Source organism: Actinomadura sp. CNU-125 (assembly GCF_001942465.1).
Lineage (GTDB): Bacteria > Actinomycetota > Actinomycetes > Streptosporangiales > Streptosporangiaceae > Spirillospora.
Window position 1 is genome coordinate 1 of record NZ_MKJY01000573.1, and the last position, 26,601, is coordinate 26,601.

Below are 26,601 nucleotides of genomic sequence, written 5' to 3' on the forward strand. Positions count from 1 at the left end.
AAGATGGTGCGCACCAGCGTCGCCACCCACGGCTGCGCCGACCGGGGCACCTTCGTCAGAAGATTCCGCAGGTAGTGGGTCCGGCACCGCTGCCAGGACGCGCCCGGCAGCGTCGCCCCGATCGCCTCGACCAGGCCGCGGTGGGCGTCGGAGATCACCAGTTGGACGCCCGACAGGCCCCGGGCGACGAGTCCGCGCAGGAACGCCAGCCATCCGGCGCCGTCTTCGGCCGAGGTCACCTCGATCCCGAGGATCTCGCGGTGCCCGTCGGCGTTGACGCCGGTGGCCACCAGCACATGCACGTTGACGATCCGGCCGCCCTCGCGGACCTTCTGCGTCAGGGCGTCCACCCACACGAACGCATAGGGCCCGGCCTCCAGAGGCCGGTTGCGGAACGCGGCGACCTGGGCGTCCAGCACCTTCGACATCTCCGACACCTGGCTCTTGGAGATGCCCTTGATACCCATCTGCTCGACCAGCTTGTCCACCCGCCGGGTGCTGACGCCCAGGAGATAGGAGGTGGCCACCACGCTCACCAGGGCCTGCTCGGCCCGGCGGCGGCGCTCCAGCAGCCACTCGGGAAAGTAGGACCCCGAGCGCAGCTTGGGGATGGCCAGCTCGACGGTGCCGGCGCGGGTGTCCCACTCCCGGGGCCGGTAGCCGTTGCGGCGGTTGACCCGCTCGTCGGATCGCTGTCCGTAGCCGGCCCCGCAAACGGCGTCGCCTCCGCACTCATGAGCGCTTCGGCCATCGTCTTGACCAGCGACCGCAACACATCGGGCTCACACGCCCCGATCTGCTCGGCAATCCACTCGGCGGGGTCCACACTGTTGTCCACGGCCATCGCGTTGTCTCCTTCTTCTTGATCATCCATCTCGAAGGATCACGCGGTGGCCGTCTCACGTCACGGCGCCACGCTCTTCACCTGCGGAAACTCGTACACCACCCCCGTGGACGCAACCCCCCACAACACCGGCCATGGACCCGGTGGAGCCCACAGATTTGCTCGAGTGAAACATCACTTGCCTACAGGCTTGTGTCTCCTGGGTTCGGCGGTCGTCTTCGTTCGTTGACTGTGTAGATGGGGCGGCATGGTGTTCACCAAGGGTTCTGGTCGGGTGTACCGACGATGTGGATGCGTGGATCCGGAGTCGAGGAAGGCGCTGGGCGCGCGGTGTCCGAAGCTGCAGGCCGGTCGCCGGCATGGGAGTTGGTATGTCCGGCTGGAGTTGCCGGTCGGTGCGGATGGGCGGCGGCGCCGGATCCGCCGCGGTGGCTTCGCCACGCGGAAGGCCGCTGAGGAGGCGCTGGAACAGTTCGGCAGCCCGCGCGGAGCAGGTGATGCTTCGCTCACGGTGGGCGACTGGCTGACCCGCTGGCTGGCCACCCGCACAGGGGCGGCGTCCACGATCAAAAACTACGCCTGCCATGTCCGCCGCTACCTGGCCCCGTACCTGGGGCAGATCGTGCTGGCCGAGCTGTCGGTCTCCCACCTGCAGGCGATGTTCGCCGGCATCGTCCGCCGGCACGAGGCGCAGGGCGCGCCGTTGACGGCGGCGACACTCAACCGGATCCGGGCGACGCTGCGCACTGCGTTGAACGCCGCGATCCGGCAGGGGCTCATCAGCGACAATCCCGCGTCTCGGGTGGAGTTGCCGGTGGCGCGGCGTCCACGGGCGGTGGTGTGGACCGCGGCACGGGTGGAGCACTGGCAGCGGACGGGGGAGCGGCCGCCGGTCGCGGTGTGGACCGCGGCGCAGACCGCCGAGTTCCTGCACGCGATCCGGGAGCACCGGTTGTACGCGGCGTTCCACCTGATCGCATTACGGGGTCTACGGCGCGGAGAGGCCGCCGGGCTGCGGTGGTGCGATGTGGACCTGGACCAGAGGGTCGCGGTGATCTCCCAGCAGATCCAGCAACACCAGGGCTATCTGACCGCGTGCCCGCCCAAGACCGCCACCAGCGCCCGCGTCATCGCGCTGGACCGCACCACCGTCGCGGCTCTACGCGCTCACCGTGAACAACAACAAGACGAGCAGCGGCAGGCCGGAGTGGACCATCGTGACAGCGGCTACGTGTTCACCGCCCCCGACGGTGACCCGCTGGCCCCGGTGCGGCTGACCCGGCTGTTCCAGGGCCTGGTGGCCGAGTGCGGGCTGCCGCCGATCCGGTTGCACGACCTGCGGCATGGCGCGGCGACGCTGGCGCTGGCGGCCGGGGTGGAGTTGAAGGTGGTTCAGGACATGCTGGGGCACTCCAGCATCGTGCTGACCGCCGACACCTACACCTCGGTGCTGCCCGAGGTTGCTCACCGCGCGGCGGAGAAGACCGCCAAGCACGTGATGAAGGCGAGCCGGCTGATACCCGGCACCAACCGGGTGCGTCGGCGAGACACGGGCCGCAGGAAACGCAGCAAGATCGACACGGCCCCGACTCGGGCGTCGACGACGCACCCCGCACGTCAACTCGGCCGGCCGCAACGCTGCTGAGTGGAAGCGAGTAGGCGGATCCGCTGCCGTTCAGTGTTCGTGAGCCTCGGGCTCCCCGTCCTTGTCTTCGAGTAAGGGCTAACTGGATAACCGCACGCATCGGCCCCGGTAACAGGTCGACGCGCGGTGAGTGCTGCCCGGTCGTACCCCAATCCCCCTTGTCGGCGTCGAAACCCGTGAACCGGCCGGTGTGGGCGGAAATGTCTTGGACACAGGCCGGCCTCAGTCCGGCCCCACATGCTCTCGACCCACTCGGCCTGGGGATGGCGTTCGTGCAGGTCAGGGGGTTGCGCGCCCGGCAGGATTCGAACCCGCGACCGTCGGATTAGAAGTCCGAGATAAGTGCTGTCGGCCCGTTATTCAAAGTGTCGAAGCATGCCGCTCCCTCCCATTATGCACAGGTGTCGACGGCCTGCAATGCCGTTTGGTGTTGCCTACCGCCAACACGTTCCGCGACATACGAGCAAACAACGAGCGAACATGAACGGGTGTCGCGCAGTTCCCGAGCCCTTGGAACCCAGCCACAGAGGGAACGCCCCACACTCCTCTAACGGCGCCTTGACCATCACCGGCTCGTTCGCAGTCGGGGCGCTGCAGTTTGGATGACATGCGAACAGCACCCGTCTGTAGGCTCCATGGGAGTTTATGTCGGTGGGGCGACACGCACCGACCGTACATGGCCTATCGGTACCCCAATCGGCGACGTCTACCGCGTCACCGTGGGTACCTAGCTAACCGCCTGCATGCTGTAGCGTCGGCCCGCGCGCAGAGTGATCACGTTAGGGCCCAACGCTATCGCGAGCTGACCGGACCGAATACCTAACGATGCCAAAGATGCGGCATAGATCTCCCTGCGCCAGTTCGAACCAGCTACGGGGAACCGCGCACATGGCTGCACCGACAACCCCACCACCCACCGCTGCCAGTTGACGATCCCGTCCCACTTCCCGACCGGATGATGGCGGGCGGGCGGGGGCGTGTCGACGACGACAGCCCCCGCCCCCGATGGCTAGCCTGCCTGCCGCATCTCGAGTAGACCGGCGACCGCATGTAGTCGTCCATGGGAGTTCAAGTCGGCATTCCTTTCCTTCGATGGCCGGATTCTCGAGCCCGATGTGCCACCGGAAGGTGTTGTTGAGGCGACGGGCTCTGGCCCAGAGATACGGGCCAGAGCCCGTCGCGAACGTTTTTGGACGCGACCAATAGCGATCCAGCTTCGAGCTCGACCTATTCGTCAGTGAACTCCTCTTCTTCGTCGGAGTTGGGGCGGTCTTCGGGCGGGGCGGAGCGGCGGTATTCGGGGTGGTCGAGGTCGATCTGCTTGGCGGCGTGCAGGGGGCCGGGGTAGCGGGCGCGGTCGGTCCAGGCGATGGTCTGGTGGCACAGCCGGGCGGTGGCGTGGGCGAGGGCGCGGCGTCGATGCCGGGGTGGAACACCAGCGGGTGGATCTCGGTGGCGGTCATGGCGTACCAGGGGGCTTTGAGCTCGTTCTTGCGGCGTTCGGCCGCGTCTTCGCCGCCCTTGCCGGTGGGGGCGTCCCAGCGGGTGAGGGTGGACCCGAGGCGGCCGCCGCCGCTGCCGTCGTAGTTGCGAGGGACGTTGAAGAGCATCCAGGAGGAGTCGCCGAAGTCCGGCGTCAACTTGTAAAGCTGCGGTGAGGTGCGGCGGTCTTTGGCCGTGCCGTCTTTGTTGATCTGGGTGATCGAGTAGGGCTGGGGCACTTCGTCGCTGCGGATGTTGATCCGGATGACCGCGGCGGGCCGGTGGTGGGGTTGGATGCCCGCGCCGGGCAGCCAGGTGCGCCGTTCGTCGGGGTCGGGTGCCTGGTCAAGATTCTGGTTCTGCAGGCCGGGCCAGATCCGGCGGCAGGCGTGACCGTCGACGATGACTGCGTACGGTTCGCCATCGAGCTCCTCGGACAGGTCGGCGAGTGCTTGGTCGATGTCCCGGCCGGCCTCGGCCCACCTCTGGTTCTCGCTGGAGTCGTTGCCGTTGCGGTGCTCTGGATAGCTGTTGGTCTGGAAGATGTTGGACGCTTCGCGGTAGGGCCGCCACTCTCGGTCGAGCGAGGTCCAGCCGAGCATCGTCCAGACACCGCCGGGTTCGGGGGAGGGGACGAGTGCGCAGGCGAGGATGATCCGGCGCGGCTCGCCGAAGGATCCGGTGGGACTGGCCTGCTTGCGGACGTGGATGCCGCAGAAGGTGATGCGGGGCAGGAGCGGCTCGTTGTCGTCGGTGGCGAGGGCACGTTCGATCCTCTGGTCGATGATGCCGAGGCCCCGGTAGAGGTCGCAGAAGGCCATATAGGCGGGATGGTCGGTGCTGGAGGGCTGGACGATCTCGTCGGCCTTGCCGAACGCGCCACGTTTCTTACCCAGCAGGTACTGGGGGGTGATGTCACGGCTGGTGAAAAACCGTTTCGTCTGGAACTTCGCGTCGATCTGCTCGATCCGTAGGGCCAGCGCATCGGACGTCTCGCCCTCCAGCCGGGCTGGCTTGTTGGGGTGCTCGGTTTCGCAGAACGCGCCGATCATCACCGCTCCACCACTGCTGTCCAGGTAGGGGGCGAATGCCTCGGCGGCGATCGTTCGCCCGTTGGCGGGACCGTGGGCGAGGAAGGCGGGTGCGGCCCGGAAAACAACGCTGACGCGGTCGGTGAGGAAGTATTCGCTGCCTTCGGGTGGATCGAGCCGGGCGGGGTCGATTTCATAGGCTTTGGCCAGGCAGTTGATCATGCGGAGACGAGTCTCGTCCCGGTAGTACAGGCACAGGATCCGCAGCTGGGCGAAGCCCGCTTCGGCGAGGGCCCGGTGCACGTCCTGGACGGGCGGGAAGCCGAACGTGTCGGTGGACAGGCCGGCCTCCTGACGGGTGGCTTTGTCTTTGGCGGTGCGCGGCTTGTCGGTCGGACGGTGTGCGAAGCTCATGTCGGCCTGCACGATGTCCAGGTGGTCGGCCCGGTCGGCGAAGACAGCGTCGACGTGGTCGGCGAGCAGCCGTAGGTGGTGGATGCCTGCGCCGGTGCCGACGGAGAAGCTGTAGTTCTTGGGCATGATCGGCCGCACCTGGCTGGGCGGCGGTGTGATGAAGCTCGGCTTCTCACCCGCCTGCTTGGCCTTGCGGACGATCTTCCGTTCGATGGCCGCGCGGTTCTCGATCTCGCAGAGCGGGGAGCTGTCCATCTTGAGGGAGGCGAGGACCTGGAGGGCGAGTCGGTTGACCGTGCGCATGCCTCCTTTGCCGGTGAGCGCGATGTTCAGCATTGGTAGCCCCGGTTTGGGTTGGGCGACCAGGGCGGTCTTGGCGTAGACGAAGTTGCTGTAAATCCGCCGGACGTGGGAGTCGAGCAAGAGCACGGGGCTTGCGATGTTCGGGAGGGTCTTCATCGTCAGTGAGATCCGCGACAGTGCGTATTCGGCGTCGCGTTTGGTGAGGTGATCGCGATCGTCGATCTCCTCAACGCCGTTATAGAGCCGGCCGAAGGGGGCGTCCCAGGCGATGAGGTCGCCTTGGCTGTCGGGCAAGTAGCCGATCTTGCGGGCCTCGCCGGGCTCCCAGCCATAGGTGAGCGGCTTCCCGTTCTTGTCCGGTTTGCGGAGCGGGTGGAGCTTGGTGATGGTGAAGGTCTGGGCCGCTAGCTGGCTGGCGAGGTCCCAGGTCACCGTGTCGTACACCCAGTTGGGGACGATCGGCTGTTGGCCGGGCCGCGGCTTGAGGAAGTCGGCGAGGTGATGCTGCTGCTCGCGGGTGGCGGCGACGAGGCGGGCCAGGTGGGTCGGCTCGTTGATGGCGATGGCGTCAATGGCCTTGCCGGCCGCGAACCCTTCCAAGTAGGTGAACATCCGCAGGAGCAGGCTGTCGGGGATGGATTCCTTGGAGGCCAGGAAGGAGAAGTACTTGTCGAGGTGGACGTAGCCGCCGGTGAGGGCGCGCAGGACGGTCGTTGCGATGCTGTAAGGGACCTGCTCGGGGCCGCCTCGGCTGGTGCGTTTCTGCAGATTGCGCCACGCGCCGCGGGTCTCGTCGCTGAAGACGCAGGTGGACGGCGGAGTCACCGACGAGTTGCGGGGTGCAACGCACAGCGAGGGTGTTGGCGTGGGGAGCGTGCTCGCGGGTCACGGGTTCGGATCTCCTTGAATTCCGGGGAAGCGTTGTTGCCCAGGCACGTACGGTGTCGGTGATGGGCTGCCCGGGGTCGTGGTGCGGCACGGGGAAGCGGTGTCACACCAGGTCGGGGTCGATGCCCGCGTAGGACAGGAACGCGCCGAGGGCCTCGCCGTACAGGTCGTTCATGCGGCGCTGGGTGTCGGGCGGCCAGCGCGAGTAGATGCGTTGGATGATCGTGGTCAGGTCCGAGCTCCAAGTCTCGTCCTGGAAGGAGTAGTCGACGAGGTGCAGGTCCATGTCCGTGCCGCCGCGGCGGGCGCGGCCGGCGAGTTGGATGAGGTTGACGAGCATCCCGGCGATGACCTGTTCCTGGAGAGTGTGGGTCATCGCGGAGAACTGCGTGGGGGAACGCAGAATCAGGCCTAGCTGCTCCCAGGCCTGCTCTGCGGCGTCCTGGAGGGCTTGGACCGGTTCTGCGGCGCCCCCGATGGGGAGGGCGTTGATACCGGCGGCGTTGACGCTGCCGTACATCCAGGCGGGGTCGTCGATGGTGAGCGGCGGCCGGGTGCACAGGTAGATGGACTGGACGGCCGAGCGGGTGGCAACCACGATGTTCAATCCGCGGGCGATGACGGCGAACGGGGCGATGAGGATGTCGCCGTAGGCGGGGAAGTCCTCGAACTCCTCGGGCGTGATGGGCCGCGCCAGGTTCGCCGCCGGGAGATGTCGGGCATGGCGGTTCGGTTCGCTGGAGGGGACGGCGACGCACACGCGGTGGTTGAAGCCTTCGCTGCGGGACAGACCGACTGCCAGGTGGGCGCACTGTTCGTAGCTGTTGGCGGCAAGGATGACGCGGGCTCGGGCCTTGGTGGTGTCGGAGCTTCGTAGTTTCTCGATCTTTTTGGAGATTTGCTTGTAGAGGCGGGCGCGAGTTCGATCAGCGCTTCGGGTTTGCCTTTGGGGTGGGTTCCGGCGATTCGGATGGGCTCGCCCATCAGGGCGTGGCCCGGCCCGTAGGTGAGGGTGTGGGATTGGGTGACGATGGAGCGGGCCTGGGCGTCGGTCATCCACCAGGTGACGGGTGCGTGCACGTGCTCGCGGATGGCTTGGGGGAAGTAGGCGGTGGCAGACAGGCCTATGACGGGCCTTTCTACTCGAGCGGTGAGGAGCGCGACCAGGCCGCCGAGTTCGCTGACGTAGGTGTGCGGATCGCCGGAGATGTTTTGCGCGGACAGCTCGGCGGCCTTCTCCTTGTCGTCCATGCCTGTGACGCGGTAGCCGGTGATGGCGCGACCGAGCATGCCGAGGGGAAGGATGGAGTTGATGGCCCGGGGATGGACGGCTTCTAGGATCCGGTGGGCCGAGGACAGTCCGGAGTGTCGGAGCTGCTGTACGTGGTCGCGGAGGGTGCCCAGACAGGCGTCGAGTTCCTTCAGGTAGCCGCGGACGACGAGCAGGTTGATTGCGCGGCTGCGCCGACGTGGGTCGGGAATGCTCGGGGTGAGCAAGCCGTGCAACTCCAGCTTGACCAGGTCGAGGAAGTCCTGGCCGCGCGGTGCCGTCAGCGCCTCCAGCGCCCGCCGCACGTCGTCCCATTCCGGATCCTCGCCGACCGGTGCCTTGCCGCCTGCGGCGCCGAGGCTAGGGGCGGTGTAGCGGCCGGGCAGGAGGGAATCGAGCCTGCCGTACAGGTCTTCTGGAATGGGCTGGCCTTCGATGGCCTGGCCGGGGAACAGCAGGTCGATCAGTTCACGGTCGCGACCGTGGGCCAGCCGCCACCCGGCGTTCTGGCTGCCGCCGCTGCGCCGCCTCGTTGCGTCGTCGTCGCCGATGGTCAGGTGGAGGGCGCCGTGGCAGATGCTCAGCAGCAGGAACTCGGCCATCAGCCGGACGTGGCTGACGGAATTGAGAAGGCTGGACTCAACCCGGATCGGTAGTTGCTTGGAGTCGGTGTCGAACTTCTGGGGTGCGGAGGTCCAGGGCCGACGGGAGTGCAGGACGATGGTGGTGGCGCATTTGTTGACCACGTTGGACTGGAACTGGTCGATTTCGTCGATGATGACCGCGTGGCTGGTCCGCAGCGCGAACTCGCGGACGGTGAGGCCGCGGGTCGGCCTGCCGTCGAGGTTAACGCCGATCTTGAGCGTGCCGTCGATGAAGTGGTGGTGGTTGGTCACTACCACGGCCGCGTCGCAGGCGTCGTAGACGGGCGCGAACTTGTCGCACCGGGGGATCCAGGGACAGGCGGCGAAAGTGTCGCCACGCTGCAGGGTGAGGCAGTTCTCCTGGCCTGGCGGGTAGGTTCCGGCGCCGTCCAGGAGCTTGTTCTGGGCGCAGCCGTAGGCGAGGTTGTCGATGTCACGCGCCCCGCGTTTGCCCCATTCTCCGGGAAGTGTGGATTCCTCGCGGTATGAGTGCGGCGTGCTTGAGGGCGCGTTCCTGCCTGCGTCGCGCGACATCAGCGGCACGCAGCTTGCCGGTCGGTCGAGGTGCTCGTCCTCGTGGAGGAAGGCCAGGTCGGCGGAGATGTCCCACGCGGTGGCGAGGGTGGCTTTCACGTCGGGGACGACCAGCGTGATCCGCAGGCCTCGGAGGGCGAACCAGGACGCAAGGACTCGGACCAGGACGGTTTTGCCGGTACCGGTCGGGGCGTTGAGGACCTGGGTCCTCCCCGCGATCAACTGCAGCACCTCCACGGTGTCGGAGGCATCACATCGGAGTTCGTCGAACAGCCGGGCGAGCGTGGAGTGCAGGTATCGGTCCTCGTCATCGTCGTAGCGGCGTTCGATCAGGGCCGCGATGTCCAGGAGTTCCTTGACAGTCGGCGCGATGTCTGGCCTGTACGGCACGGTGATGGCGTCCGGCAGGGCGGAGTGGTCGGGGGCTTCGGTGAAATCGGGTAGGCGGGGATGGCGAGTTTTCCGTGGACCCATCCCTCGCCGGTCACGTATGTCTTCCGGGTCCGCCACACGCCTGGCCCGGCGAACTCTGGCGGCTGCGGGCGTGCGCTCGGGCGGCGGAACCGCGCGGTGATCCGGTCGATGTAGCCAAGGAGATCATCCCCCACATGTGGGTGGGCGGCCTCGGCCCGGGATGGGACGTCCCCGACTAGGAGAAACGGATGCATCACCGCTTCGCCGTCGTTGTCGGCGTCGTGGAGGGCGCCCAGCAGGGACCGGGCGGCAGCGGCGAAGCGCCGTTCGTCGGCGAGTTCGGTGGGCGCCAGCGACATCACGTCGGCGATGCGGCGCCGCTCCTCGTGGTCCAGGTGAGGCCACCGGTCCCACGCCTGCGGTTTGCGGGCGGCGAAGAACGCGGCCTCCCGGAACGGGGCGAGCAGCCGCCCGTCGGCATCGTGGCGCGGAAAGTAATGGCCGGCCAACGCCAGGGCCGCGTAGATGTAGACGTGCCGGACAGGAAGCTCACTCATACCCACTGCACCCCCGCTTCGCAACACACCATCTCCGCGAAATCGGTCGCGGAGATGGCCCTCATCCGATACTTGCCGCACACACCGTCCAGCAGCGGCACCTGGCCGGCGCGGTGGTCGGGAACGACCAGCCAGTCCGCACCACCGCGATCACCCTTGGCGCGGTGGATCGACTTCCCCAGCGTGTGGGCGTGGGTGTAGTCCTTCAGGTCGGCTTTGAACTCCGCCGCCGTGCCGTCGGGGCGGGTGACCTCCACGCGGTGGTCGTAGGCGTCGCCGAGCGGCCACAGCTGAACTGTCGCTTTCCCGGCGAGCCGCCGCTCCAACTCCTGGTGCAGGCGCAGTTCCGGCAGGCCAGGGACGGTCGTGTACCGCCACACCCCGCGGGTCAGCGCCTTGCAGCCTGCGGCCGGCCGAGCTTCGGGCGGTTGGTCAGGGACGGTGAGATGCAGAGGAGCTTCCCGGGCGGTGGGCCGGAACGCCTCGGCGTACGGCTGCAGAAGGGGAGGACCGTTGGTCGGCTGGAAGGAGTAGCGAGCGCCGGTGTCGGCGTGCTGGGGATAGAAGCACTCGGCTTTTCCGTACTCGCTGCCGCCCGCCTGGTGCTGCGTCACTTTCATCGGCCACCGGCACACCGGGCAGGGAAACCACCAGTCGTGGTATAGCGCCTGGTAGGAGATGTCGGTGTAGAAACCGACGGCCTTGAGCGGCAACCCCAGCCCGGACAGTTCCCCGGTGTCGCCGGCGGGGTAGGTGATGAGGTTGCTCCGGTCGAGGATGTACTGCTCGGGACCGCGGCCGGCGATCGCCTCGAACACCTCGGTTTGAGCGATGTGGTGGCGTACGCGGTCAGGGCTGACCCTGCCACCGCCGAAGTCCCGAAGCTTTTTGATCAGATTCAGGAGTTCGGTGCTCTCCCAACGCAGGTCGAACGCGTCCTCGGTGACGTACCCGTCGCCGTCCAGGACGGTGAGGTCTTCCAGTCCGTCGCTGGAGATCCAGTCCGGAAGCAGATCGCGGACCGGCCCGCGCAGCTTGGCCCGGAACTGACCGAACGACAGCGAGGCGTGGGGGCCGAGCGCCGCGAGTGCTTCGCCATGGCATTCCATGAGCGTGGCCAGACGCTCCTCGGGCCGCAGACCGGGTGCGGTCAGCGCCTCGCCGGCCACCAGGAACGCGGTGTTGAGCAGGAAGAAGGCTTCGGTCTCGCCGAAGACGTCATTGTCCGCGGACTGTACGGGTGCCATGCCGAAGCACGATAGAGGCGACCACCGACAATTCCACGAGGTCCGTCAGAAGGGTTGGCCATCAGTGAGAATCGGACGCGCCACGAGCCCGTGTTGATCTAGCCGTATTTTGGTAAAAAGTCCGATATTGGTGGCTATATTCCAGAACGTGGCGCTTTCCGAGCTCTGTCAGGTACCAGCGGTACTCCCGCACGTGGGTACCATCGTCGGCCATGACCGGCCGTGACTCGATGAACCCGCGGCTGGCGTGCGCGCGCGGCGCGGGCTTGTAGCCGACCGCAAGAAAGAACGGAGCCTTGCCGGCCAGCGAATTCTCCGCAAGCCCGTTGGGGCCTGCTTCGATGATCCGGACGACAGTCCGCCACAACCATTCCGACAACAGATGTTCCGGCGTGCCGGGATCGCGTGGTTCTTCCAACCCTGCGCGGGCGGCTGCCCGCCCTGCCCTGGTGAGCACCACGAGTACCCGGCTGACCGCACCCGCGCCAGGTATGTCGACCTGGTCCTCGCTGACCGTTAGCAGCGCATGACGTGCCAGTGAGTGCAGGGTCGATCCTGCCCCGGGGTCATGCAACCCGCGGGCCCGCAGCCGTTCCTGAAGGCGGGTGTAGCCGACGAGATCGGCCGGGGCGCGGAGAGCGAACGGCAGTTTCCGCCACTGGGCCGCAGGCGGAACGGGCAGGTGGCGAGCCCGCCGCATCCACATCTCGACCTCGGTCATCCGGTCGTCCCGCATGATCTCGCCGAGATAGACGCGCTGTCGGCTGTTGAGAGACTCCCACCGCTCCACCGCAGCGGCGCTGGGCGGCTTTCCGCCCGGCTTGGGCATCGCAGGAATTTGATCGCGGGGCCGTGAGCGGACCCAGGCGTCCAAGACCATGCGGACCGGGACGTCGTAGAGCGTGGCGAGGCGCCGCACCAGAGCGCCGGTGTATTGGGGATCACGCCACTTCCACCCCCGGACCATCCGGCCGCGCTCGAGATCGCGCAGCTTGGTCGCGCTGACGAACAGTTCCCGGCCCAGTGCTTCCCCACGCAGCTCTGCGGCGGCCTTCTCCGTGGACAAACCCGCAGCAAAACGCAGGTCGGCCAACGACTCAGTGCCAGGCTGACGGCCTGTCAACGCCGCTACCGAGCATCCGAGAGCCCGCGCGAGCCCTTCCACGTTCTTTGCCTCCGGGACGTGTCGGCCTTCCTCCCAGTAGCCGACCATACGAGTGGTGGTGCCCACCATCTCGGCGAGCTGGCAGGCATTCAAGCCCGCCTGTACCCGCAGCGCTCGGAGGCGACGCGGGTCGATCGTCAGGAGCCGCTGCACCATGACTCCAGATAAACGCAACGAAGTCTTCGTAACAACCTTCCTTCTCGCGAAATCTGAAGCGGGCGCCTGCGTGTGTCGTCTGCGGAGACGTACACGGTTGTGCGCCAAGAACGACGCTGCCCTGCTGGAACGTTGCCGCCGGGCCTAGCCGGTCCTGGTCAGCGTGGTGGCCACCTCCTATCTCCTTGGTGTGTCGACGCGGCGGGTGGAAAACTGGTGGAGCAGATGGGCACCAAGGGCATCTCCAAAGCCATGTCTCGGAGATGTCGAAGGTGCTGGACGCCCAGGTCCAGGCTTTCCGCAACCGGCCTTTGGAGGCCGGGCCGTATGCGTTCGTGTGGGCGGACGCCCTGATCCAGAAGGTCCGCGAGGGCGGCCGGAGCGCGGGCATCCACGTCATGGTGGCCACCGGCACGAGACACCGACGGGCACCGCGAGTTCCTCGGCGTCGAGGTGACCTCGGCCGAAGACGGAGCCGGGTGGCCGGCGTTCCTGCGAGGCCCGGCCGCTCGCGGCCTGTCGGGCGTCCAGCTGGTCATCTCCGACGCCCACCCCGGCCTGGTCGAGCGATCGGAGGTGACGCTGCCTGGCGCGTCCTGGCAGCGGTGCCGGACCCACTGGAGTCGGCAACAATCAACACGGCGAGACCGAGTCGAGGAGTGCTGCTGCGGTTCGATGGCGGGTTGCGGCGGAACCGGGGTTGTAGCCGTCGTGTTCCAGGAGCGGACGGGTTCGGTGAGGCCGTTGCCGATGGTGCGGGGGCTGACTTCGAACAGTTCGCTGAGGGCCTGCCGAGTGCAATCTTCTCGCTGGTAGAGGACGGCGGCGAGGCCCCGTCCCGGCGTCGGTGATCTTGAGTGGGCCTGCCCGAGCCTCCTGTCCAGGGGTGCAAGCTGGAACGAGGCCTCCAACGTTCCCGGACGAATAACCGGTACGACGCTGCGGTCCACGTACGGTGGGCCAGGCGACCGAACCAGGAAGGAGGAGCCGTGACTACGCTCGAAACAGCTGAATTGCAGCGTCAGCGGCTCTTCCTCGACACGCTCGAGAGCAACAAGACCGAACGGTACTATACCCCCAGGGAGATCGTCCGCATCCTTCCTGATCGCAGCGCCCGTGAGTGCTCCGGGCAAGAGCCGATCTCTGAACTACGACAGCGGATCGGGCGACTCAATCGGCTGCGTCATGACTTCGTCCGTGAAGGCCCTAACGACGCTATCGAAATCTTCCGGATCAACTTCTTTTCGGAATCTCAGGCGTTGCGCCTTACTGGCGGAAAGTCCCCTAGTGCACTGAGCTTTCTTGGTGAAAGGGATTGCGTTGTAGAGGGCGACGCCGTCCCCGGGCTCCATGGCGATATCAGGGAGACGCCTCGGTCGGCATCGTGGTTGGTGGCTACGGGAGCGGTCCGTGCACTTTATGATCTCTCGAGAGTTGCTCGCCTGAGCATCTCGCCTAACAGCATGCCACGGTGCCAGTTCATTCTCCCCGGACAGTCGCGGCACGACGCATTCACGGACTTGTTGCGACTGCTGGATGCCGAGCTATCTCGTCTGTGCCACCTTTTGATGGTCGCCCTAGCCGCGTCGTCATCGACGTGTGTGATCCTGTTCATCCTACTGCTCGTCGCTGTATACCTGCGGTATGGGTTCCGTCACGAGCCCTCTGATGACGACGAAAAGCTCTTCGTTTGCGTGCCGGAACCAACCCGGCGGAGAGCGTGACCACCTGCTAGCTAGGGCCCCGCTCCCGCCATAATACGGGGAGCTGTCCACGTTGGAATCGCTGTTTCGCCTCTTGGCAGAGGCCGGGCCGACCGCCTGGATCGCCGTGTTCATCGCTGCGATGATCACCGTGCTCATTTTCTATCTTGGCGTGGCGATGGTTGCCACCCTCACGTCTCGTGATCAACAGCGCGGCAAAATGCGTTACCGCGTCTTCACTGATCTGCTGAGACTGTTCCGCCACTGGGGTGCGCGATGAGTTCCCCGACTCCGATCGTGACCGCGCCACGTCGGCGGGGGCGCCCACCTTGCTGCTCTCGTGAGGTTACAGCCCTCGTGATCCATCTGCGTCGCCAAGGCTTGAGCCTGTCGCGCATCGCGGTGGTTCTGAATGCCGACGGTGTACCCACGCCGACTGGTAGGGCGCGGTGGACCAAATCGCACGTGGACCGGTTGCTGCACACGCAGCACGCTAAGGACCTTATCGCTGAGCGATCGACGCTGACCGCAAGGTCGAGTGCGACCGCCCTGTCGTGATCGCCGAGGGTAAGGGCCAGATCGCGTTCGCGCTGGCCTTACGGACCGCCAACATCGTGGCAAGCCTGCTCGCGACCCGTGGGAGAAGCTCTCGAAGGGGCAGCAGGCCGTCAAACCGGTCTCATACGCGGTGCTGGGTGAGCAGGTCGTCGTCACAATTGTCAATGTGTGGTCTCAGGACATGCTTGACGGTTCGTCATCAGGAGATTGTTGACGTCAGCCGGGCTGGGTTCCTTTGCCGCGGACGTAGAGGCGGGTGACGGGTGTGGTGTCGCGGCGGGGGCTGATCGCGAGTTCTTCCTCGCCGTGCAGGACCCGGTAGTGGGTGTCCTCGATGACGACGGTGACGAGCTTGCTGGCGTGCCGGATCCCGATCTTGATGAACTGCTTGTTCACCATGAACCGGCCGCTGGCGTGGACTCGTCGCTGGACTCGGACGGACCCGGCGGGCAGCGGGAGCGGTGGCAACGGAGTCGACGTGGTGCGGGCGCCCGGCAGCCGCGCCGCCCGCTCGGCGGTGATGGGGCCGGGCCAGGTGCCGACCAGGGCGTTGTCGGCGATGGCGTGGATGAGGTCGCCGTCGAGCCGGATGGTGACGGTTCGCCGTGCCAGCGCGAACGCGACCTGGCACTTGACTCCGGCGATCACGACGTGCCGTCGCGCTGGACCTTGCGTTCGACCTCGACCGCCTCGCCCGCGGCCAGTTCGGTGTTGCCGTTGATGCGGCGCAGCGCGGTCGCGGCGGGCGCCAGCCCGGCGGGGCGGGCTCCGTGGCGCATCATCAGGTAGGCCAGGTCCTAAAACGGTGTGGAGGCTGGTCAGCTCTTGAACTGGGCCGCGAAAAAGCGCCAGGCGGCGGCGTCGAGCAGGAGCTTGGGCCCGTCGGGGTCTTTGGAATCTCGGATGGCTACGGCGCACACGGGCTCGGCGGGCGCGACCTCGACGCACTGTCCTCCTTGGCCTCCGCTGTGGCTGCTCTTACGCCATGCGAGGGCGGACAGGTCGGGGTGAGTCACGTGTACTCCTTCAGCGCTTTTGTGATCATCGCGAGGGATGCGCTGACCGGCAGCGCTTCGCCCATCACCAGTCCGAAGCGTACAGCCGTGCTCGAGACTCTGTCCGGGGAGTCGATCACCTGTCCCGCGCCGGGGGACTCGTGGTAGGCGACTTCGGAGCCGGCCGCGAAACCCAGCACGGTGAACGAGCCGTCCAGCCCGGCCCAGGTCACCGACTCATACGGCAGGACGCGGACCTGGATGTTGGGGAATCGGGCGACCATGTCCAGCACGTGCTGGAGTTGCTCGCGCATCACCTGCGGCCCGCCGACGGGCCGGTGCAACGCCGACTCGTCGATCACGAACCACATCCGCGGGGGCTTGTCGCGTTCGTGGATGCTCTGCCGTTCGGTGCGCTTGGCGACAAGCGCGTCGAGCTCGTCCGCCGGTTGGCCAGCGTTCATCAGCGCGCGTGCGTAACCCGCCGTCTGGAGCAGGCCGGGGAGGACCTGCGCCTCGAAGCAGTCCATCGACACCGCGTCGGCCTCACGTTGCACGAACCCGTCGAAGCCGGGCGGCAGCGCCAGATGCTTCCCGGCCTGCTTGATCTCCTTCCACAGCGTCCAGAACGTGCGTGCCGGAGTCTGAAAGTAGGTGTCGCAGTCGATCGCCGTGGCCTCACTTGGCGGCTTCTTGCCGCTCTCGATGGCTTCGATCCACTGCGGCGTGCAGCCGAGCGCTTCGGCGAACTGGGGACGGCTGAGGCTGGCGTTCTCGCGGTAGGAGCGCAGCAGGGTGCCGAACGCGCGAAGCAGAGGGTCTCGGGTGAAGTCGCCGGTCGGCATGGGCCACCTCGTGGTTGTCCGCGCGGAGAGTCTGGTTGCTGCGTGATTGATTCCGGTTCGTAGCTGAGCGTATCCAGCAGGGACAGTCTGGGCAGTACGTTTCGGCGAGCACAGACCAGGCGAGGTCACCATGCCCCACGACACCAAACCCCACCTTTCTCTCAACGAGACGCCCATCAAAACGGACGAGGCCGAGTTCTTGGAACAGCTTCGTGCCGATTTCCCCGGGCACCGGATCTGGCGCGGCCGCGACGGCGGCGGACGACTGTGGTGCTGGGTCGCTACGCTCCACGACCCGGCCGCAGGCGTTGAGCCCACGGTCATTCGCTCCGACGCCGCCGCGCTGCGCCAAGCTCTGACCGAGGAGGCGCAGAGGGCGCAGCAGGCGACGCGCACCAGCGGGGGCTGGTCGTGATCCCCCGGTACAGCAGCGCTGCGCTCGCCGAGACGGCCTCTCCCCTCATGGCCGCGTCGCTCTTGGTCGGCGCGGCGGTAAGGGCAGAGGAGCCCGTTCGGCGAGTATCGCTCGCAGCGCCACCGGCTGCTTCGGCGTCTCTGGCCGCCAAGCGGGACGCAAAGCCGGAGGCGGAACTGACCGCGATCGATGAGATCGCGCCGACGCTCCGCAAGGCGACAGTGGAGGATTTGTGCCGTAGGCACCCTCAAGCGCTGTGCTGGTGGGGCGAGAAGACGCGGCAGTGGTGGGCGTACCTGGTGCTGGGCGCCGACCGCATGCTGATCAGCGCGGACTCGCCGTACCGGCTGTCGGACCGAATCACTGAGATGACGATGACGACGCGGAGGGCAGCGTGACACCGAGGAACACCACGTGGGTCCCGCTGGACGTCGCTGAAGGCATCGTCGAGCAGGCGATCCGCGAGGTCCTTGAGCCGCGGTTCTTCACCGGCACGGTCGCGGAGGTGACGGCCGAGGCCGGGCGCCGGATGCAGGAGCTCCGCGCGGAACTGGGGCGGCTGGACAGCTCACACTGTGTCGACGGCCCGATCACCGAGGACTGCCCGCTGGAGTGCCTGCGACTGCGGCCCGGCAGCACAACCCCATCAGCCGCATGTGGCCCGACCCGCCCAGCACAGTGGGAGAACTCTTGAAGGCGGTCCGCTCGGGGCGCCTCGACGAACTCCGCAACTTCGGCGCCGCCTCCCAGCAGGCGGTCCGCGAGGTGCTCGAAGCTGCCGGGTTCGGTGTTGGTCACCGCCACCCGCTCCCGGCCGGGACGAGCCGTTGAGCCTGACGGCGGTGTGGCCGACCGTTTCCCCCGGCTACGCCGCCGCCCCCATGGCCCGCCGCCGTGAGTGCGGGCCGCGGAGGCGGCGCGGTGCGGACGACGTCCTCCCCGTGGTCGTCGCACCGCGCCGCCGCCCGTTCCCACGCCCGCGGTCAACATCGGGGCCCGATGAACCCCAGTCCAGTAGGTTGCGGCTGTGAGGGAACGATTCTCCTGGCACCAGGCCCAAGACCTGATCGAGAAACACACCGGGCCTGCACTCTCCGCCCGCCCGGTCCAGGAGGGCTACAACTCCCAGATCGCCGTCGTCATCAACGACACGACCTTCGTCAAGGGACTGCGCACCGAGCACCCGCGCGCCTGGACCCAGGACCGCGAACGACAGATCAACCCGCACGTTCACCACGTCTCGGCACGGCTGCTGTGGTCGGACACGACCAGTGACTGGGACCTCAACGGGTTCGAGTACCTGCACGGCCGCCAACCGGACTACGCGCCCACAGGCCGCGACGCCGACCCGATCATTGCCATGATGACGAAGTTCCCACCGGCCCCGGCCGACGTCGCCCTGAAGCAGGCGCCCGACCGGTGGGCCTCTTACAGCGACAGGGCCGAACTGTTCACGGGCGACTGGCTCTGCCACACCGACTGGTCACCCGGCAACATCCTGCTCAGCGGCGACCGGGCGCGGATGCTGGACTGGGCCTGGCCCACCCAGGGTGCCCGCTGGATCGACCCGGCCTGCTGGATCATCTGGCTGATCGCCAGCGGCCACCACCCCGCCCTGGCACAAACTCGGGCCTCTGCCCTGTCCGCGTTCGCTACCGCGCCCCCGGCCGCAGTGACCGCGTTCGCCTCGGCGCAGGCCGCGATGTGGGAAGACATCGGCGAAAGCGCCCCGCACCCCGGCCTCGCCGCCGCGGCGGCACGCTGGGTCCGGCACCGAACCAGCTGAACTCCCACCGGCACGCATCACAGCACACGAAAGAGACGTCGATGACGACGCAGATCCACTCCTCAACAGCACTCGTCCCGCCGCACCACGACGAGCCGGTCCCCATCGACGACGGCGTGGTCACCGTGGTCCGCGCCATCTGGGCACAGGGGTGGCAGACCGCAGCCTGCTGCCAAGACGTCGGCGAAGCCGCCGAAACCGAACGCGCCCTCGGACGACCGCGCGACGAGGCGACCAGCAGCGCCGGGTTCATCGAGTACTACCGGGGATGGGCCTGGCTGAAGATGCCCCGGTCCGACGCGTTCGCGTTCCTCGCGCAGATGGCCGACGATGACCGCCTCCGGGAAGCGGTCACCACCCGACGCGGCGGTCGTTCATGGCGGATGTTCCATCCGGTGATCTGGTCGGACGGCGCGTTCGTCGCCACTCCGTTCGTGCAGATCTACTTCCCCAAGGAACAGATCACCGAGATCGAACGCGTACTCATCCACACGCCATCGCTCTAACACCACCACCTCGCAGAGGCTGGTTCCGCAGCCGCCCACCAGCGCGATCATCAGCAACGGCGTGTTCCTCATGGACACCCGCGGCGGCGCCTCCGAGCGGCTGCGCCGGTGGCCGCACCAGGACAGCGGCGCCGATCATCATCTCCACGACAGCGGGTAGACACATTGCAGGAAGGCGGGCCGGTGCCCCCGTCCGGCCCGCCCCTCCCCGCCTTCAGCGCGCACGAGCGCTGCGGAGCCCGGCCGCGTGGGCGCGTTTTCGTCTCGTGACCGGTCACAGGCGATCGACCGGTCTCCACACGGTCCTAGAGGCTCTTCGCCGCTCCGGCGCAAGGCCGCGTGCTCTTCAGAGCAGCGTCGCTCGGCTTACCCGCCGGTGGGAAACCGTGTCCCTTGGGAGCGGGGCCAAACGCCGCCAAATCTCTTCCGTGCCGCGTGTTCACCCGTCCAAGGTGGGGTCGTTCCCCCGACACCTGGAGGTTGCTCCGTGGGCACCACTGCGGTCCAGGCCGTCCCCTTGCACCGGGTCACCGGCGGCTTGCACCGGGTCTCCGGCGGCGTGCACGCGGGCGGTGAGGTTCTGCGATGAGGTTGCGGAAGCTTTTACCGCGGCGGCGTAAGAGTCTCCCCGAGCTGGGTTCTGCCCCGATGGGTCCCGCGCTGTCGGAGCACAAGTGGTCCCGGAAAGCGTCCGAGCTGTCGGACACCGGAATGCTCACCATGGCCAGGCGCCTTCCGGCGCTGATCGGCCAGGTGATGAGGCTGGCGTGGCAGGCCAACCGGCGTGACCTGGCCGCCACGATCGCGTTCAATGTGGCCGCCGGGGTGTTCACCGCGTTCGGGCTGCTGGCCACTACGGGCGTGCTGACCGCCCTGTTCGCCGCCGGGCCGACCCCGGACCGGGTGCGGGCCGCAGCGCCGGAGCTGCTGCTGGTCGGCGTGGCCGTGACGGTGCGGGCGGTGTTCGCGACGGCGGCGCAGTGGGCGCAGGCACGGTTGCGGCCGCAAGTCGAGCAGATCGTCGAGCAGCAGTTGTTCGAGCTCACCACCGCGATCGATCTCGCGGCGTTCGACGACGCCGAGTTCCAAGACGACCTGCACCGGGCCAGAATGCGGGGCGTGGACTCGGCCCCGTCGATGGTCGACAACGCCGTGGACCTGTTCACCGCCGCCATCGGCGTCATCGCCGCGGCCGGGGCGCTCGGAGTGCTGCACCCGCTGCTGCTGCCGCTGCTGCTGCTCACCGCTCTGCCGGAGGGGTGGGCGGCGGTGCGCGCGGCACGGCTGGGCTACCTGACGCAACTGGACCTGGTGGAGGTGCGGCGGCGCGGCTGGATCATGACCGAGCTGATGACCGAGCGGGCGCACGCCGCCGAAGTCCGCTCCTTCACCGTGCGGGACTTCCTGCTGTTGCGGTACTCCGAGCTGGCCGCCCACATCCGCCGCATGATGCTGGATCTCGCGCGGCGGCAGACCCTGGCGCAGGTCTGGGGGGATGTCCTCAAGGGTGCTGCGACGGCGCTGATGTACACGGTGCTCGGTGTCCTGCTGTGGCGTGGGATCATGCCGCTGGCGGTGGCCGGGACGGCGGTGCTGGCGATCCGCGCGGGACAAACGTCCCTGGTCAACCTGGTGTACTCGCTGAACCGTTGCTACGAGGACGGGCTGTATTTCAGCGACTACGTGGCCTACTGCCGGACGGCCGAACAGCGCGTGCACCGTCCCCGCATCGGTTCCGGCGGCCCCGGGAAGGGGAACGGCGCCCGCCAGGTCGAGGCCCTCAAACAGTTCCGGGAGATCGTCGCGCAGGAGGTCACCTTCAGCTATCCCGACGGTGACGAGCCGTCCCTGGACAAGGTGTCGGTGCGGCTCGGCCGCGGGGAGATTATCGCGCTCGTCGGCGAAAACGGATCGGGCAAAACGACCCTGGCGAAGATCCTCGCCGGCCTCTACACCCCGCAGGGCGGGCAGGTCCGCTGGGACAAGACGCGCGCGGAGGACCTGGATCCCGAGGTGCTGCGCCAAGCCATCGCCGTCGTCGCCCAGGACCACACCCACTGGCCGATGACCGCCGCCGACAACATCACCATGGGCGACGACGTCTGCGCCCCCGGCGTCCGCGACGCCGTCGACGAGGCCGCTGCCGCGTCCGGCGCGGACGAGGTCATCGCCGAACTGCCGCACGGCCTCGACACCTTGCTCGACAAGCGGTTCCACGACGGGCGGGAACTGTCGGGCGGGCAATGGCAGCGCATGGCGGCCGCTCGCGGGTTCTACCGGAACGCGCCGCTGCTGATCTGCGACGAGCCCACCGCCGCCTTGGACGCGCGCGCCGAGCATCACCTGTTCGACCAGATCCGCGAGCACGCCGCCCGCCACGGACGGACCGTTCTGCTGATCACGCACCGGCTCGCCAGCGTCCGGCATGCCGACCGGATCTACGTCCTCGACGGCGGCCACGTCACCGAGCACGGAACCCACCAGGAACTGATGGCTGTGGGCGGCTTGTACGCCGAATTGTACGAGTTGCAGGCGTCGGCCTACCGGACGGACGCGCACGGCGAGGGCGTCGCCGCAGGGAACGGGCATGCGCCGTCGAGCATGGAGCGGTGAGGCGGGCGTCCGAATGGTGGACCGGCTTCCCGCTCGGCGCCGCCTGGAAGGTGTCCGGGAGAGCTGGTTCGGCCGGTGGGCGGGTTTGCCGGGTTCGGGGGCGGCTGCGCTTGGATGGGCACGATGCCCTCGTCGTCTTCCTCCAGCGCGCAAGCGGCCCGGCAGCGGCTGGCCGACCAGCTCCGCGAACTCCGAACGGCCGCCGGGATCTCGGGAGTCGAGTTCGCTCGCCGAGCCGGGTGGCGGGACTCCACGAACGTGTCGAAGATCGAACGAGCCGCCCGTCCCGGCATCGGCCGATCATGTGCGCCTGTGGGCCCGTGTCTGCGGTGCGTCCGACCGGCGCATGCGCGAGCTGCTGGCCGAGCAGGCCGCCGCCGAGCGGATGTGGCTGACCTACCGGCAGCTCAACCGGGCCGGACTCAAAGGCGCCCAGGAGTCGGTCCGGGACCGCTACGAGCACGTGAAACTCATGCGGACCTACTGCACCCACGTGATCCCCGGGCTCCTGCAGACCAGGGCCTACACGACCGCGGCGCTGGAATCGGTCCGCATCGAGCAGCACGTCGAGGTCGACGACGTCGCCGAAGCCGTGGCCGAGCGGATGGACCGCCAGCAGGTCCTGCACCGTCCGGACGCACGTTTTGTGTTCGTGCTGGAGGAGCAGGTCCTTCGTCACCGCACCGTCCCGGCCGACGTGCACGCCGAGCAGCTGTGGCATCTGCTGACGGTGGCGCGGCTGCCGTCGGTGTCGCTGGGGATCATCCCGATGACCGCCGACCGGTCCCGAGCCGGGCATCGGGTGTGGCCCGAGCACACCTTCGTCATCAGCGACACCGAACTGGTCACCGTCGAGCTGGTGTCGGGATTCCTGTCGGTGTCGCAACCGGCGGAGATCGCCGACTACCTTGCGGCCTGGGAACGGCTTTTCGGTCTGGCCGTCCACGGGGCGAAGGCCCGGCGGTTAATCACCGAAGCCGCCAACCTGCTTGACGCGTGAACACCTCGGCGCAAAGGTCGATGCGACCCCACAGTCAGGCGCTCCCGGAGGCCGTGTTGTCACTCGATCTGGTCGGCGAAGACCCCGACTCACCCGAGGGCCGCTGCCCCGCCGTGTACGTCGATCCCGACACCGGCGACTACTACTTCCAGGGCCTGCTCATCACCGATCCGAGAGTCATCGCCGAGATCGCCCGGCACGGCAACCTGCACTCCGACGAGGCCGTGGTGCGGCTCCCGGCCCGCATGGCGTCCATCATCGCCGAAGCCGCAGCCGGTACCTACGAGCCCGGCCGTCTCGGGCACGGCCCGGCCGACAGCACCGAAGTCCTCCAGGCCGCCAAGCACACCGCGCTGCACCTGGAGATGCGCGACACCTACGACCCCTCCCACCCCGCCTACCAGGACTTCCTCGCGGGCGGCTCCGGCCACTACGAGATGACCACGTGGCGCCAGATCGTCCAAGACGCCGTCGGGCGCGGCGTGACGATCCGACGAGCCCGCGTGGTGTCGGAACCGCCCTCGGACTACATCCGGTGGGAACACATGCTCACCGAACAGAACGTCACCGCAGGCGAGGACGTGCGCTGGCTGCCACGCGAGCGGGCCTGGGACCTGATGCTGCCCGGCGCTGACTTCTGGCTGTTCGACCACAAGCTCGTGATGTTCAACTTCTGCGCAGGCGACGGAACGATGATCGAGCAGGAGACGAGCAGCAACGACCCCGACGTCGTCGGACGCTGTCTCTTGGCGTTCGAGCAAGTCTGGGGACGCGCGATCCCGCACGCGCAGTACCGGCTTGCCGACTCGTCCAGCCGATGACACCTCCGCGCTACGCCCCACCCGGCCCGCTTAAGCCCGTCCGGGGGGTTACGGCCCGCAGACTCCGCCTCCGCGCTCGGTGCCTTGGCTGAGCGGCTGGACTTCCCGGGGCCAGGCGCGCAGGACTTCGTCTCCATGGTCGGCGCGGCCACGGTCACGACAAGCTCCTCAACGTCGTGACCGAACGCGTTGGTGGCCGGTTCCGCACGGCGGTGGCTCCACTGCGCGGCAACCCCCGGTTCCGCCGATACTGGCTGGCGGGAGTGACGTCCTCGGCCGGCACCGCGATGGCGACCGGCGCCGTCACCGCCGCAGTCCTCCAACAGGGCGGCGGTGCAGGCGAAGTTACTGGTGGAGCGGTGATATTCCAAGCGTGCGCAATTCCTCATTAGGAGGATCCTTGCCGGACTGTAAGACCTTCCTAGGCGCACGTTATTTTCCATGACCGGTTTTCGTCCCGGCGCTTCTCACCGGGTGCCCCGTCAGCGTGGGTTTCGGTGGTGGATGGGGCGTCCGTCGAGTTCGCGGGTGATGGTGTCGGCGGCGTCTCGGGCGTTGATGCCGGAGCCGATAAGGGTGGCGGAGCCGGGGCCGGTCCAGTCTCCGTAGCCGATGAGGTGGAGGCGGGGTTTGGCGTCTGCGTGGGTGCCGGTCATGCTGATGTGGCCGTCGGGGTCGCGGAGCCCGAGGGGGGCGAGGTGGCGCAGGGCGGGGCGGAAGCCGGTGCACCAGATGATCGTGTCGCAGTCCAGGCGGGTGCCGTCGGGCCAGGCGATGCCGGTGGTGGTGAGCCGGTCGAACATGGGGTGGGCGTGGAGGTCTCCGCGTTCGCGTGCGGCGCGGACGGGCGGGACGGCGACGATGTCGCCGAGGCCGGCCACTCCGCCGTCGTCGTCGGTTCCGGCGAGGACGGCCGCGCGGCGGCGGGTGGCGATCTCGAACAGGTCGCGGCCGTCCACGTGGTCCGGGAGGAGGCGTGGTGGACGCAGGGTGGCCCAGAACGTCTCGATGTCGGGATCGGCGGACAGGTCGGCGACGATCTGGGCGGCGGAGTTGCCGCCGCCCACGACGACGACTCGTTGCCCGTGGAAGGCGTGGGGGCCGTGGTAGCCGGTGGTGTGGACTTGGCGGCCTCGGAATGCGGTCTGTCCGGGGTAGTGCGGGAGGTAGGGCTGCCACCAGGTGCCGGTCGCGCTGATCACCCGGCGGGCCGTCCATGGGCCGTGGTCGGTTTCGACGCGCAGGTTCTCGGTGTCGCGGTGGACAGCCTCCACGTGGACGGGACGGTGGACGGAAAGCTCGTAGCGCTTCTCGTAGGCGGCCAGATAGTCGATCACGTGCGTCGCGTCGGGGTAGCCGTCGGTGGCGGGCATGGGACGGCCGGGCAGGGAGCTGTACTGGGCGGGCGAGAACAGACGCAGCGAGGGCCAGGCGTGCCTCCATGCGCCGCCGGGCTCGTCCTGCGCGTCGAGGATCGCGAAGTCCAGACCGGCGCGGCGCAGGTAGAAGCCTGCGGCCAGCCCGGCCTGGCCACCGCCGATCACCACGACGTCGACCAGGCCGGGGTGGAGGGGTGCGGAGGTCAAGCTCGCGCCCCCGGCGATTCGGCCGATCGCGAGAGGGCCCGGCGGCGCAGCCAGAGAGAGACGTACACCAGGGCGACCAGGACGGGCACCTCGATGAGGGGGCCGACGACGCCGGACAGGGCTTGCCCGGACGTGACGCCGAACGTGCCGATCGCGACGGCGATCGCGAGCTCGAAGTTGTTGCCGGCGGCGGTGAAGGCGAGCGTGGCGGTGCGGTCGTAGGGCAGGCCGATGCCGCGCCCGAGGGCGTAGGAACCGCCCCACATGACCGCGAAGTACACCAGCAGCGGCAGCGCGATGCGGACCACGTCGGCGGGCCGCGAGGTGATCGTCTCGCCCTGGAGGGCGAACAGGATCACGATCGTGAACAGCAGCCCGTACAGCGCGACGGGACCGATGCGCGGCAGGAAGCGGTCCTCGTACCAGGCGCGGCCCTTGGCCTTCTCCCCGTAGCGGCGGGTGAGGTAGCCCGCGAGCAGGGGGACGCCGAGGAAGACCAGGACGTTGACGATGATCTTGCCGGTGGAGAAGTTCAGGTCGTCCTGTGCGAGGCCGAGCCAGCCGGGCAGGACCTGCAGGTAGAACCAGCCGAGGACGCCGAAGGCGATCACCTGGAAGAGGGAGTTGAGGGCGACCAGGACGGCCGCGGCCTCGCGGTCGCCGCACGCCAGGTCGTTCCAGATGATGACCATCGCGATGCAGCGGGCCAGCCCGACGATGATCAGGCCGGTGCGGTACTCGGGCAGGTCGGGCAGGAAGATCCAGGCGAGCGCGAACATCAACGCCGGGCCGATCACCCAGTTGAGGACGATCGAGGCGGCCATCAGCCGCCGGTCGCCGGTGACGGTGTCGAGGCGGTCGTAGCGGACCTTGGCCAGCACCGGGTACATCATGACCAGCAGGCCGAGGGCGATGGGCAGGGAGATGCCGCCGATCTCGACCGCGGACAGGGCGTCGTCCATGCCGGGGACGGCGCGGCCGAGGAGGAGCCCGGCCGCCATCGCCGCGATGATCCACACCGGCAGGAAGCGGTCGAGCGTGGAAAGCCTGCCGACCAGTCCGGCTTCGGGCGCCGGGGTGCGGGTGGTGGGCGATGTCGTCACGGGCAGGGCCTCTTCCGGGTCTGGGCGCGGGCGGCCTCGGCGGCGCCGGCCAGTCGGCGAGCCGGGCGGACGCGTC

The 26,601-nt window shown here is 68.1% G+C and carries 23 protein-coding genes and 4 pseudogenes; 14 read left to right on the forward strand and 13 right to left on the reverse strand.

The annotated features are described in order from the left end of the window. Nucleotides 1–844 (reverse strand): annotated as a pseudogene (locus BJF79_RS44115) (IS256 family transposase); the annotation flags it as partial. Between the two features lie 247 nt (nt 845–1,091). On the opposite strand from BJF79_RS44115, the gene BJF79_RS44120 reads away from it, so the two are divergent. Continuing rightward, nucleotides 1,092–2,489: a tyrosine-type recombinase/integrase gene (locus BJF79_RS44120; protein ID WP_083734688.1), complete on the forward strand. Its 1,398-nt coding sequence runs from the start codon at nt 1,092–1,094 to the stop codon at nt 2,487–2,489. A gap of 1,227 nt (nt 2,490–3,716) precedes the next feature. Here BJF79_RS44120 and BJF79_RS64430 read toward each other — a convergent pair. The 5 genes and pseudogenes from BJF79_RS64430 to BJF79_RS44140 form a co-directional block, all read right to left on the reverse strand. Continuing rightward, nucleotides 3,717–6,544, reverse strand: a pseudogene (locus tag BJF79_RS64430) (RNaseH domain-containing protein). Nucleotides 6,545–6,710: 166 nt separating this feature from the next. After that, nucleotides 6,711–7,205, reverse strand: coding sequence for a hypothetical protein (locus BJF79_RS56705; RefSeq protein ID WP_083734689.1), 495 nt, complete (start codon nt 7,203–7,205; stop codon nt 6,711–6,713). A gap of 5 nt (nt 7,206–7,210) precedes the next feature. Beyond that, nucleotides 7,211–9,565: a hypothetical protein gene (locus BJF79_RS44130; RefSeq protein ID WP_143220917.1), complete on the reverse strand. Its 2,355-nt coding sequence runs from the start codon at nt 9,563–9,565 to the stop codon at nt 7,211–7,213. A 457-nt stretch (nt 9,566–10,022) separates the two neighbouring features. Next, on the reverse strand, nt 10,023–11,273 hold the full coding sequence (locus tag BJF79_RS44135) for a hypothetical protein (protein ID WP_075906530.1): 1,251 nt from the start codon (nt 11,271–11,273) through the stop codon (nt 10,023–10,025). Between the two features lie 61 nt (nt 11,274–11,334). Continuing rightward, entirely contained in the window at nt 11,335–12,594 is a 1,260-nt protein-coding gene (locus tag BJF79_RS44140; protein WP_075906532.1) for a helix-turn-helix transcriptional regulator, read from the reverse strand. A gap of 154 nt (nt 12,595–12,748) precedes the next feature. On the opposite strand from BJF79_RS44140, the pseudogene BJF79_RS64435 reads away from it, so the two are divergent. Further along, a pseudogene (locus BJF79_RS64435) lies at nt 12,749–13,218 on the forward strand (transposase); the annotation flags it as partial. A 9-nt stretch (nt 13,219–13,227) separates the two neighbouring features. Here BJF79_RS64435 and BJF79_RS64440 read toward each other — a convergent pair. Further along, nucleotides 13,228–13,430 (reverse strand): annotated as a pseudogene (locus tag BJF79_RS64440) (hypothetical protein); the annotation flags it as partial. Nucleotides 13,431–13,583: 153 nt separating this feature from the next. On the opposite strand from BJF79_RS64440, the gene BJF79_RS54760 reads away from it, so the two are divergent. From BJF79_RS54760 to BJF79_RS67955, 3 genes are read left to right on the forward strand one after another with little or no spacing between them, the layout of a single operon-like run. Then, a complete protein-coding gene (locus tag BJF79_RS54760) occupies nt 13,584–14,318 on the forward strand; it encodes a hypothetical protein (protein ID WP_143220918.1) in 735 nt (244 codons plus the stop codon). Nucleotides 14,319–14,370: 52 nt separating this feature from the next. Next, on the forward strand, nt 14,371–14,577 hold the full coding sequence (locus tag BJF79_RS54765; RefSeq protein WP_143220919.1) for a hypothetical protein: 207 nt from the start codon (nt 14,371–14,373) through the stop codon (nt 14,575–14,577). Next, the gene (locus BJF79_RS67955) at nt 14,574–14,855 is read left to right on the forward strand and encodes a recombinase family protein (protein ID WP_083734693.1); all 282 of its coding nucleotides are present in this window, start codon (nt 14,574–14,576) and stop codon (nt 14,853–14,855) included. The genes BJF79_RS54765 and BJF79_RS67955 overlap by 4 nt, the downstream gene beginning before the upstream one ends. A 216-nt stretch (nt 14,856–15,071) precedes the next feature. On the opposite strand, the gene BJF79_RS44160 is transcribed toward BJF79_RS67955, so the two are convergent. The 4 genes from BJF79_RS44160 to BJF79_RS44170 are packed head-to-tail and all read right to left on the reverse strand — an operon-like array spanning nt 15,072 to nt 16,695. Continuing rightward, nucleotides 15,072–15,503 (reverse strand): hypothetical protein, encoded by a 432-nt coding sequence (locus BJF79_RS44160; RefSeq protein ID WP_075906538.1) that lies wholly within the window; start codon nt 15,501–15,503, stop codon nt 15,072–15,074. Next, entirely contained in the window at nt 15,500–15,637 is a 138-nt protein-coding gene (locus BJF79_RS56710) for a hypothetical protein (protein WP_158079486.1), read from the reverse strand. The genes BJF79_RS44160 and BJF79_RS56710 overlap by 4 nt, the downstream gene beginning before the upstream one ends. A 36-nt stretch (nt 15,638–15,673) precedes the next feature. After that, nucleotides 15,674–15,871 carry a DUF397 domain-containing protein gene (locus BJF79_RS44165; RefSeq protein ID WP_075906540.1) on the reverse strand — a complete coding sequence of 66 codons (198 nt, stop codon included), beginning with the start codon at nt 15,869–15,871 and terminating at the stop codon, nt 15,674–15,676. Beyond that, nucleotides 15,868–16,695 (reverse strand): helix-turn-helix domain-containing protein, encoded by an 828-nt coding sequence (locus tag BJF79_RS44170; RefSeq protein ID WP_075906542.1) that lies wholly within the window; start codon nt 16,693–16,695, stop codon nt 15,868–15,870. Before BJF79_RS44170 ends, BJF79_RS44165 begins: the two co-directional genes overlap by 4 nt. 130 nt (nt 16,696–16,825) lie before the next feature. On the opposite strand from BJF79_RS44170, the gene BJF79_RS56715 reads away from it, so the two are divergent. The 9 genes from BJF79_RS56715 to BJF79_RS64445 all read left to right on the forward strand — a co-directional run bounded on the left by BJF79_RS56715 (nt 16,826) and on the right by BJF79_RS64445 (nt 23,836). After that, a complete protein-coding gene (locus BJF79_RS56715) occupies nt 16,826–17,110 on the forward strand; it encodes a hypothetical protein (protein ID WP_075906544.1) in 285 nt (94 codons plus the stop codon). Continuing rightward, nucleotides 17,107–17,508, forward strand: a complete 402-nt coding sequence (locus tag BJF79_RS44180) for a hypothetical protein (protein ID WP_075906546.1) — start codon at nt 17,107–17,109, stop codon at nt 17,506–17,508. Before BJF79_RS56715 ends, BJF79_RS44180 begins: the two co-directional genes overlap by 4 nt. Beyond that, nucleotides 17,505–17,804 carry a hypothetical protein gene (locus BJF79_RS44185; protein WP_075906548.1) on the forward strand — a complete coding sequence of 100 codons (300 nt, stop codon included), beginning with the start codon at nt 17,505–17,507 and terminating at the stop codon, nt 17,802–17,804. The genes BJF79_RS44180 and BJF79_RS44185 overlap by 4 nt, the downstream gene beginning before the upstream one ends. Then, entirely contained in the window at nt 17,801–17,941 is a 141-nt protein-coding gene (locus BJF79_RS56720) for a hypothetical protein (protein WP_158079488.1), read from the forward strand. Before BJF79_RS44185 ends, BJF79_RS56720 begins: the two co-directional genes overlap by 4 nt. Before the next feature lie 196 nt (nt 17,942–18,137). Continuing rightward, complete coding sequence (locus BJF79_RS44190) at nt 18,138–18,896, forward strand: hypothetical protein (RefSeq protein ID WP_075906550.1); 759 nt, start codon at nt 18,138–18,140, stop codon at nt 18,894–18,896. A gap of 41 nt (nt 18,897–18,937) precedes the next feature. Further along, nucleotides 18,938–19,402 (forward strand): hypothetical protein, encoded by a 465-nt coding sequence (locus tag BJF79_RS44195; protein WP_075906552.1) that lies wholly within the window; start codon nt 18,938–18,940, stop codon nt 19,400–19,402. Between the two features lie 648 nt (nt 19,403–20,050). Further along, nucleotides 20,051–22,015, forward strand: a complete 1,965-nt coding sequence (locus BJF79_RS44200) for an ABC transporter ATP-binding protein (protein WP_075906554.1) — start codon at nt 20,051–20,053, stop codon at nt 22,013–22,015. A gap of 346 nt (nt 22,016–22,361) precedes the next feature. After that, nucleotides 22,362–23,015 carry a DUF5753 domain-containing protein gene (locus BJF79_RS44205; protein ID WP_143220920.1) on the forward strand — a complete coding sequence of 218 codons (654 nt, stop codon included), beginning with the start codon at nt 22,362–22,364 and terminating at the stop codon, nt 23,013–23,015. A 56-nt stretch (nt 23,016–23,071) separates the two neighbouring features. Continuing rightward, nucleotides 23,072–23,836 carry a DUF6879 family protein gene (locus BJF79_RS64445; protein WP_262403472.1) on the forward strand — a complete coding sequence of 255 codons (765 nt, stop codon included), beginning with the start codon at nt 23,072–23,074 and terminating at the stop codon, nt 23,834–23,836. 482 nt (nt 23,837–24,318) lie between these two features. On the opposite strand, the gene BJF79_RS44215 is transcribed toward BJF79_RS64445, so the two are convergent. Together BJF79_RS44215 and arsB are read right to left on the reverse strand one after the other, a co-directional pair. Beyond that, nucleotides 24,319–25,422 (reverse strand): ArsO family NAD(P)H-dependent flavin-containing monooxygenase, encoded by a 1,104-nt coding sequence (locus BJF79_RS44215; protein ID WP_083734698.1) that lies wholly within the window; start codon nt 25,420–25,422, stop codon nt 24,319–24,321. Next, entirely contained in the window at nt 25,419–26,525 is a 1,107-nt protein-coding gene (gene arsB, locus BJF79_RS44220; RefSeq protein WP_262403473.1) for an ACR3 family arsenite efflux transporter, read from the reverse strand. The genes BJF79_RS44215 and arsB overlap by 4 nt, the downstream gene beginning before the upstream one ends. Nucleotides 26,526–26,601: the final 76 nt, after the last annotated feature.

Excerpts from the sequence above, each read along its gene's own strand:
- BJF79_RS44120 (WP_083734688.1), top strand. The coding sequence starts at position 1,092 with ATGGTGTTCACCAAGGGTTCTGGTCGGGTGTACCGACGATGTGGATGC.
- BJF79_RS56715 (WP_075906544.1), top strand. The coding sequence starts at position 16,826 with ATGCCCCACGACACCAAACCCCACCTTTCTCTCAACGAGACGCCCATC.
- BJF79_RS44135 (WP_075906530.1), bottom strand. The coding sequence starts at position 11,273 with ATGGCACCCGTACAGTCCGCGGACAATGACGTCTTCGGCGAGACCGAA.
- BJF79_RS67955 (WP_083734693.1), top strand. The coding sequence starts at position 14,574 with ATGAGTTCCCCGACTCCGATCGTGACCGCGCCACGTCGGCGGGGGCGC.
- BJF79_RS56710 (WP_158079486.1), bottom strand. The coding sequence starts at position 15,637 with ATGATGCGCCACGGAGCCCGCCCCGCCGGGCTGGCGCCCGCCGCGACC.
- BJF79_RS44170 (WP_075906542.1), bottom strand. The coding sequence starts at position 16,695 with ATGCCGACCGGCGACTTCACCCGAGACCCTCTGCTTCGCGCGTTCGGC.
- BJF79_RS44200 (WP_075906554.1), top strand. The coding sequence starts at position 20,051 with ATGGGTCCCGCGCTGTCGGAGCACAAGTGGTCCCGGAAAGCGTCCGAG.
- BJF79_RS44140 (WP_075906532.1), bottom strand. The coding sequence starts at position 12,594 with ATGGTGCAGCGGCTCCTGACGATCGACCCGCGTCGCCTCCGAGCGCTG.
- BJF79_RS44195 (WP_075906552.1), top strand. The coding sequence starts at position 18,938 with ATGACGACGCAGATCCACTCCTCAACAGCACTCGTCCCGCCGCACCAC.
- BJF79_RS44205 (WP_143220920.1), top strand. The coding sequence starts at position 22,362 with ATGCGCGAGCTGCTGGCCGAGCAGGCCGCCGCCGAGCGGATGTGGCTG.